10 protein-coding genes are annotated in these 7,557 nt (G+C 64.1%); 3 read left to right on the forward strand and 7 right to left on the reverse strand.

The features are described from left to right. From EN932_RS23940 to EN932_RS23970, 7 genes are all read right to left on the reverse strand, one after another. Window positions 1–245 (reverse strand): ABC transporter substrate-binding protein (locus EN932_RS23940; protein WP_164890592.1); only part of this gene is annotated, 245 nt, incomplete at its 3' end. Further along, window positions 242–1,291 (reverse strand): branched-chain amino acid ABC transporter permease, encoded by a 1,050-nt coding sequence (locus EN932_RS23945; protein WP_127384820.1) that lies wholly within the window; start codon window positions 1,289–1,291, stop codon window positions 242–244. The genes EN932_RS23940 and EN932_RS23945, both read right to left, overlap by 4 nt. Next, window positions 1,288–2,190: a branched-chain amino acid ABC transporter permease gene (locus EN932_RS23950; protein ID WP_024502052.1), complete on the reverse strand. Its 903-nt coding sequence runs from the start codon at window positions 2,188–2,190 to the stop codon at window positions 1,288–1,290. The genes EN932_RS23945 and EN932_RS23950 overlap by 4 nt, the downstream gene beginning before the upstream one ends. Next, a complete protein-coding gene (locus EN932_RS23955; protein ID WP_013528428.1) occupies window positions 2,187–2,918 on the reverse strand; it encodes an ABC transporter ATP-binding protein in 732 nt (243 codons plus the stop codon). The genes EN932_RS23950 and EN932_RS23955 overlap by 4 nt, the downstream gene beginning before the upstream one ends. Then, window positions 2,905–3,684, reverse strand: coding sequence for an ABC transporter ATP-binding protein (locus tag EN932_RS23960; protein ID WP_024502054.1), 780 nt, complete (start codon window positions 3,682–3,684; stop codon window positions 2,905–2,907). Before EN932_RS23960 ends, EN932_RS23955 begins: the two co-directional genes overlap by 14 nt. 286 nt (window positions 3,685–3,970) lie before the next feature. Beyond that, window positions 3,971–4,429 (reverse strand): nuclear transport factor 2 family protein, encoded by a 459-nt coding sequence (locus tag EN932_RS23965; RefSeq protein WP_013528430.1) that lies wholly within the window; start codon window positions 4,427–4,429, stop codon window positions 3,971–3,973. A gap of 86 nt (window positions 4,430–4,515) precedes the next feature. Continuing rightward, on the reverse strand, window positions 4,516–4,875 hold the full coding sequence (locus tag EN932_RS23970) for a hypothetical protein (protein ID WP_127368937.1): 360 nt from the start codon (window positions 4,873–4,875) through the stop codon (window positions 4,516–4,518). 79 nt (window positions 4,876–4,954) lie between these two features. Here EN932_RS23970 and EN932_RS23975 point away from each other — a divergent pair, with 79 nt between their 5' ends. The 3 genes from EN932_RS23975 to EN932_RS23985 all read left to right on the forward strand — a co-directional run. Next, entirely contained in the window at window positions 4,955–5,533 is a 579-nt protein-coding gene (locus tag EN932_RS23975; protein ID WP_127384821.1) for a TetR/AcrR family transcriptional regulator, read from the forward strand. A gap of 44 nt (window positions 5,534–5,577) precedes the next feature. Continuing rightward, a complete protein-coding gene (gene fabF, locus EN932_RS23980) occupies window positions 5,578–6,843 on the forward strand; it encodes a beta-ketoacyl-ACP synthase II (RefSeq protein ID WP_084015525.1) in 1,266 nt (421 codons plus the stop codon). 94 nt (window positions 6,844–6,937) lie between these two features. Next, the coding region (locus tag EN932_RS23985) for an oxidoreductase (RefSeq protein ID WP_128369112.1) at window positions 6,938–7,557 on the forward strand (620 nt) is incomplete at its 3' end.

Raw genomic sequence — 7,557 nt, forward strand, 5'->3', positions numbered from 1 at the left:
CTCTTGGAGTCGTAGATCACCAGTTCTATCTGCTGGCCGAGCACGCCGCCGGCGGCGTTGATTTCGCTCGCTGCCAGCTTGGCGCCATTCAGCATCGGACCGTCGAGCGAGGCCTGGATGCCGGTCAGGTTTGCCGGATAGCCGATCTTGATGGTGTCGGCAGCAAGTGCCGTGCTGGCCGAGGCAAGCGCGAAGAATGCGCCAAGTCCCAGGCCGATGGTACCGCGTCGAGTGAGTTTGATCATCGTTTTCGTTCCTCTGTCTGGTTCACCGTTGCCGATCTTTGGGTTGATCCGAACATAAGTTCCCGGTCCCCCATGATCCCCTTCGGCCGGAAGATCATGACTAGAATGAAGATGAAGCCGAGCACGATCTGGCTGGCGCCAAACAGGGCCGGCACCGCGAAATCGCCGATCGTGAAGCCGCGTTCGACCGAGCGCAGGATCTCCGACAACAGCGAAACGCAGATGACGCCGACCACCGCGCCGGTCAGGGAGCCCATGCCGCCCAGCACCAGCATTGTGATCAGACTCATCGTCAGCGCGAAGTAGAAAGTGTTCGGCGAAAACGAGCCGAGATAATGCGCATAGAGCGACCCGCCGACGCCCGAGAAGAACGCGCCGATGACGAAGGCGATCAGTCTGGTCCGCAGCACGCCGATTCCGACAGCGCTGGCCGCGATTGTGTCGTCGCGCACCGCCTTCATGGCGCGCCCGAAAGGCGAATAAACCAGGCGCGCCAGAACGAACACCGTGATGGCGAGCCAACCCATCACCCAGGGCAACGTCGTCTCCAGCGGCACGCCGGTAAACGTGCGGGCGCCTCGGGTGAAATCCGACGCATTGATCAGCACCACGTTGACGATAATCAAGAATCCCATCGTCGCCACCGAAACGAAATAGCCCGACAGGCGCATCAAGGGATAACCGACGACCACCGCAAGCAGTGCCGTCAGAACGCCTGCCACCAGCGTCGCCGGCAGGAAGGGGAGGCTGAAAGCATGCAGAAACCCCGGCAGATGCGGCAGCAATGCCATCTTCTGCTGCACCGGGATCGACAGGATCCCCGAAATATACGCGCCGGCGCCGATGAAGCCGACATGACCGAGCGAAAACACGCCGGTAAAACCGTTGCTCAGCGACAGCGCCAGCACCAGGATTGCATTCAGCGCGATCAGCAGGATAATCCGGACGAAATAGTCGCTCAGCACGTGCGGCGCACCGAAAGCGACAGCTGCTCCCGCCACCACGGCGACGAGGACGAGGAGTGTGATCCGCGCTTCCCGGCTCACAGCTTTATCTCCCGGTTTGGCTGGAGCAGCCCACCCGGGCGCACCAGGAGAAAGGCGATCAGCACGGCGAAGACGATTGCGTCGCGATAGGACGAGACGCTGCTCGGCAGGAATGCGACGATGAATATCTCCAGCGCGCCCAATATGTAGCCGCCGACCAGGGCGCCCGCGATCGACCCGAAGCCGCCGATGATTGCCGCCACGAAAGCCTTCAGGAGCGGCGTGAAGCCCATCTGCGGCTGCACCACGCCGGCCTGCGCCGCCCACAAAATGCCGGCGAGGCCGGCATAGGCGGATGCGACGATGAAGGCGACGATGATCAGCCGGTTGACGTTCAGACCGACAAGGTGTGCCGCCGACATGTCCTCGGCTGCGGCGCGCATGCCGAGCCCAGTCGTGGTGCGCGTGATAAACCAGCCGAGGAGCAGCAGCGACACGAAGGTCAGCGCGATGGTCAGGAGATTGATGCTGGTGAAGGTGATGGCGCCGTTCGACATTTCCCAGGAGGTGTTGAGAATATCGGGGAGTGGAAAATTGCGCGGCGAGGAGGTGAACACCAGGATGCCGACATTCTCGATGATGTAGGTGACGGCGAGGCTGGTCAGCAGTCGCGCAACGTCGGGCGCGTCGCGGATCGGGCGGTAGGCGATGCGTTCGATGAGGAAGCCGGCGGCGGCGGCCGCGGCGATGCCGCAGATCACGGCGACCGGGAACGGAACGCCGATGCCGACCAGCAAGGCAACCCCGAAGGCACCTACCATCATGACGTCGCCATGCGCGAAATTGGTCAGCTTGAGGACGCCGAAGACGATCGACAGGCCGACCGCCACCAGTGCGTAGAGGCTGCCGAGGCTCACCGCATTGACGATCTGCTGCAGGATATAGTCCAGCTGGGTCATGTTGCCGCCCCGAGATATGCCTGCGCCACGCGTTCGCTGTCGCGCAGTTCCGCGGACCGGCCAGACAGCGCCACCTGGCCCGTGCGCAGCACATAGGCGCGGTCGGCGAGGTCCAGCGCGAGCGTGATGTTCTGTTCCACCAGAAGCATCGTCATGCCCTGGCGCTTCAGTTCGGCAAGCGCGCTGAAGATGTGGCGCACCAGCAGCGGCGCAACGCCGAGCGAAGGCTCGTCGAGCAGCAGCAGGCGCGGCGCCGCCATCAGCGCGCGCGCCAAAGCAAGCTGCTGCTGTTCGCCGCCCGACAGCGTCCCGGCCAGCTGCTTCAGCCGCTGCTTGAGAATCGGGAACAGCATGAACATGCGCTCGCTGTCTCTGAGGATGGCATCCTTGTCGGTGCGGGTGCAGGCGCCGAGCCGCAGATTGTCAGCCACCGTCAGGCCGCCGAACAGGCGCCTGCCCTCCGGGCTCTGCGCGATGCCCAGACTTACGATGCGCGACGGAGCGACACCTCCAATCGGCTTGCCATCGAAGATGATCCTGCCGCCGCGCGGCCGCGACAGGCCGGAAATGGTGCGCAAGGTCGTGCTCTTGCCGGCGCCGTTGGCGCCCACCAACGCCACCACCTCGCCGGCATGGACGTCGAGCGAAATGCCCTTCAGCGCACGCACCGCGCCGAAATTGACCTCGAGGTTCTCGACGCTGAGCAGAACGGGGCTAGGCGTGGCCAAGATACGCCTCCCGCACTTTCGGGTGTTCGCGTACCTGCTCCGGTGTTCCGACGCAGATCACCTCGCCAGTCGCCAGCACCTGGATGCGTTCGCACAGCGCCATGATCAGGTCCATGTCGTGCTCGACAACGACCACCGTTACGCCATAGCGGTCACGGATCGTCCGGATCAGCGCTGCCAACACCTTGGTCTCGTTGGAATCAAGACCGGCAGCGGGCTCATCGAGCAACAGCAGTTGCGGGCCGGTCGCCAACGCACGCGCAATCTCCAGCCGCCGCTGATCGCCGTAGGGAAGATCCGCGGCGACCCTGCCGGCCTGATCTGTCAGGCCCATGAGGTCGAGGAGTTCGTCGGCCTTCTGCCGGGTCGCGGCCACCCGCTCGCGATAACGCCGACCGCGCAGCACGGTATCGGCGGCGCCGACAGGATGGCGCAACTGCGCCGCCGTCAGCACGTTCTGCGCGACGCTGAGGCTGCCGAACAGGCGAGAGCCCTGGAAGGTGCGGGCGATGCCCATCGCGACGATCTGCGATGTGCGCAGGCCGACGATCGACCGGCCCTCCATCTCGATGCTACCGGAATTCGGCTGGGAGAAGCCGGTGATCAGGTTGAAAAGCGTGCTCTTGCCCGAGCCATTCGGCCCGATTACCCCAATGATTTCACGTTCGTGGAGCTCGATGGAATGATCACGCAGGGCAACTAGCCCTCGAAAGGCTTTTGTCAGCCCGACCGTCCTCAACAGCACTCGACTCGACTGTCTATCCACCCGCCGGTTTGCCCCTGTCCCTCGCCGCCCCGTTCGGCCCGGTCAAGCTTCAAATGGACAATTCGAACGGCAAGATGTCAAGTCCTATTCCCAAGGGGAAAGCTATATGCCTGCCTCGGCTCGACCGTTGCCGCGACAGCACCGGCATCGATGCAGGGCCTGCAGTCCAGCGCGCCAGCGCTCGCTTCTCGAGCCTGCGCGCATAGTGCGTGGGCGCAAGGCACGAGACGAAGACGATCGGCGCCACCGGCCCGTAGACCTTGGGCGTCCTCGGACCGCGCTTGTGCTAGCTTGTTATCTGTTCGGCGACAGCTTCTTCGAGGCCGGCTGCGGCCTGGGCGGCGAGAGCGCGCGCCGCCGCCTGTGAATCGTAGAACTCCTCGAGCGCATGAACCCTGCCCCACCGCAGCGTGAACACGTGGAGACCACGGTTGACGTAGGACGTATCGCCGTTGAGCAGGGTAGCGGTGCCATCCCACTGAGCAAACACGGTGGTATGCCACGGCCAGCCCTTCACCCACACGTGGTTGACCGTGAGATGGAGAGTGGGCAGGACACGGCCGAGGCGCTCGAACCACCGGCGCAGGGCTTGCTTGTCGTGACGCTCGCCACCAAGCGCGTGTGCGCCACCAACCCGGTGATGGACATGCGGCGCGATGGCCTTCACCGCCGCATCCCAGCGATGGTTGTTGACGTCGTCGAAGCTCTGCCGGATCGATTTCTCGACAAAATAGCTGTAAAGCATGTGACCTCTCTCCAAACTTATCGGTGGCGCGCCGTTCCGACGCGAGACCCCGGCCAGCATCGCTCGGCCGTGGCCTGCGCGTCAGGTCAGGGCATTGTCGCGTCGGCTCGCAGGGATGTGTCCGTCTCGGTCGAGACCGTCACTTCCTCACCGGACCTTGAGAACGCGTAGAGCGGGCCCGGGTGGCCCGGTATGGAAAACGCCACGGCGTCACTGTTGGCGAGGCCCATGACAACCCGCAGCGGATCACCCCCGGCCTTCGGTGCGAAAGTGGCGGTGACCTCAAGCAGGTCGCCGCGCGGAACGTAGTAGGCCACCATGTCCAGGTGTCCCTGGTGCAGGCTACCGCCTTCGATCGGGCGTCCGATGGTGGCTTCCTCGGCAAGAGCCGGGGTTGCAAGAAACAGCGCCGCCAGCAGCGAGGCGCCCAAGGTTTTGCGGATCATCTCATTTGTCCTTTTTTAGATTGCGTTCACCCTCTATATAGGGTATAGATTACGAATGCAATCTAAAAAGGAGATGACGATGCGTGTAAGTCGCACTCAGGCCGCGGAAAACCGTGAGACCGTGATCAATGTGGCAAGCCGGCTTTTTCGGGAGCGCGGGTTTGACGGCATCGGCCTCAAGGATCTGATGAAAGGGGCCGGGCTGACCCAGGGTGCCTTTTACAAGCAATTCGAGTCGAAGGACGATCTGGCGGCGCTGGCGTCCAGGCGGGCGATGGAAAGCGCCACCCACAAATGGTCGGCCGCGACCGCGGCAAATCCCGGGAACCCGCTCGACGGGGTGATCTCATTCTACCTCAGCATGGATCATCGCGGAGAAAAGATGGACGGCTGCCCGGTCGTTGCGCTCGGCTCGGATGCGGCCAGGCAAGGTGCCGAGGTGAAGGCATCATTCGAGACGGGCATCAAAGCGTACCTTGAGATGCTCGGCGGTTGGGTTGGCGAGGGCGACAGCGAAAAGACCGGCAACAAGGCAATGGCCGTTCTCTCGACGATGGTCGGCGCGGTCGTGCTGTCGCGGGTCGTCAACGACCCCGACCTTGCGCAGGCTTTTCTGGATGCGGCGGCCGATCAGGTTCGCGAAGCAGTCGCTACTTGAACGGCGCGAGCAGCGCCGCCAGCACAGCAAGGATAGGAGAGCAGATGGAACGGATTGTCGTCACGGGCATGGGTGCGGTCACGCCCCTTGCCGCCAATGTCGAAGCGTCCTGGTCACGCCTGCTTGCTGGCCGGTCTGGCGTTCGCAGGCTTCCTGACGATGTGGTGGGAGAGCTGCCGGCTAAGATTGGCGGCGTGGTTCCCTCCCTGGGCGAAGACCCCGAGGCTGGTTTCGATGCCGATGCCGTCCTGTCCGCGAAGGATCAGCGCAAGGTAGACCGGTTCATTCTCTTCGCGCTGGCGGCGGCGGAAGAGGCGCTTGCGCAGGCGCAATGGAAGCCTGCCTTGGAGGCGGATCGCCTGCGCACGGCCACGATCATCGCTTCAGGTGTCGGCGGGTTCCCGGCCATCACCGAGGCGGTGCGCACGGTGGACCTGCGTGGCGCCCGCCGCCTGTCTCCCTTTACGGTGCCGTCCTTCCTGGTGAACCTCGCGGCGGGCCACATCTCGATCCGTCATGGCTTCAAAGGTCCACTCGGCGCACCGGTGACGGCGTGCGCGGCGGGCATCCAGGCGATCGGCGACGCCGCCCGCCTGATCCGCGCCAACGAAGCCGACATCGCCGTGTGCGGCGGAACGGAAGCGTGCATCAACACCGTCAGTCTCGGCGGTTTCGCCGCGGCTCGTTCTCTTTCAACCGGCTTCAATTGGGCGCCGGCCCAAGCCTCGCGCCCTTTCGACACATCGCGGGACGGCTTCGTCATGGGCGAAGGGGCCGGCGTGCTGGTCATCGAGGCGTTGAGCCACGCGTTGGCGCGCGGCGCAAAACCGATTGCTGAGCTCGTCGGCTACGGCACGACGGCGGATGCCCATCACGTCACCTCCGGGCCAGAGGACGGCGACGGCGCGCGCCGGGCCATGCAGATCGCGATTGCCCAGGCAGGGATTTCGCCACGCGACGTTCGTCATCTCAATGCGCATGCGACCTCCACGTCAGTCGGCGACCTGGGTGAGATCGAAGCGATCAAGAGCGTGTTCGGGCGCGATTTCGCGATAGCTGTCAGTGCCACGAAATCGGCGACCGGACACCTGCTCGGAGCGGCCGGCGGGCTTGGTGCGATCTTCGCAATCCTGGCGCTCAGGGATCAGGTCGCCCCGCCAACCCTCAACCTTGGCGAGGCCGATCCGGCCGGCGACGGAATCGACTTCGTCGCCAACGCACCCCGGCCCATGGAGATGGAGTACGCGATCTCCAATGGCTTCGGCTTTGGCGGCGTGAATGCCAGCGCCCTGTTCAGACGCTGGAACTAGCGGTGGCCAGACGCAGTCATGACCGACGCCCTTTGCCCCGGCCTATCTCAATGCTTTTCCCAATCCGATCCAACGCAAAGAAGGATATGAATCCATGAACAAGACCAATCCCGGCGTCGCCCTTGTCACAGGGGCATCTTCCGGCATCGGGCGCGCTACCGCCGACGCGTTGCTCGGCGCTGGCTTTCGCGTCTTCGGAACCAGCCGTCGCACGGCCTCACAGCAATCCGCCGGCGTGACCATGCTGACCTGCGACGTGACCGACGACGCGTCCGTCGCGACAATGGTCGATGACGTTCTGGCCGCGGCCGGACGCATCGACGTGCTTGTCAACAATGCCGGCATGGGCCTGTTTGGCGGCGCGGAGGAGTCCTCGACCGCCCAGGCCAAGGCGCTGTTCGACGTGAACGTCTTCGGCGTCTTGCGCGTGACCAACGCGGTGCTGCCGGCAATGCGGCGCCAAGGGAAGGGCAGAATCGTAAATTTGAGCTCGGTACAGGGGTTCATCCCCGCTCCCTATTTCGCGCTTTACTCGTCGACCAAACACGCCATCGAAGGGTATTCCGAGTCGCTCGATCACGAATTGCGCCCCTTCGGCATTCGCGTTTCGCTGGTGGAGCCCGCCTATACCCGCACATCATTCGAGGACAATCTTGCCGCCCCCGACCGGTCGCTCGAAATCTACGACTCCGCGCGCGCGGGGATGACTATGTC

The organism is Mesorhizobium sp. M7A.F.Ca.US.002.01.1.1 (assembly GCF_004022955.1).
GTDB classification, from domain to species: Bacteria; Pseudomonadota; Alphaproteobacteria; order Rhizobiales; family Rhizobiaceae; genus Mesorhizobium; species Mesorhizobium ciceri.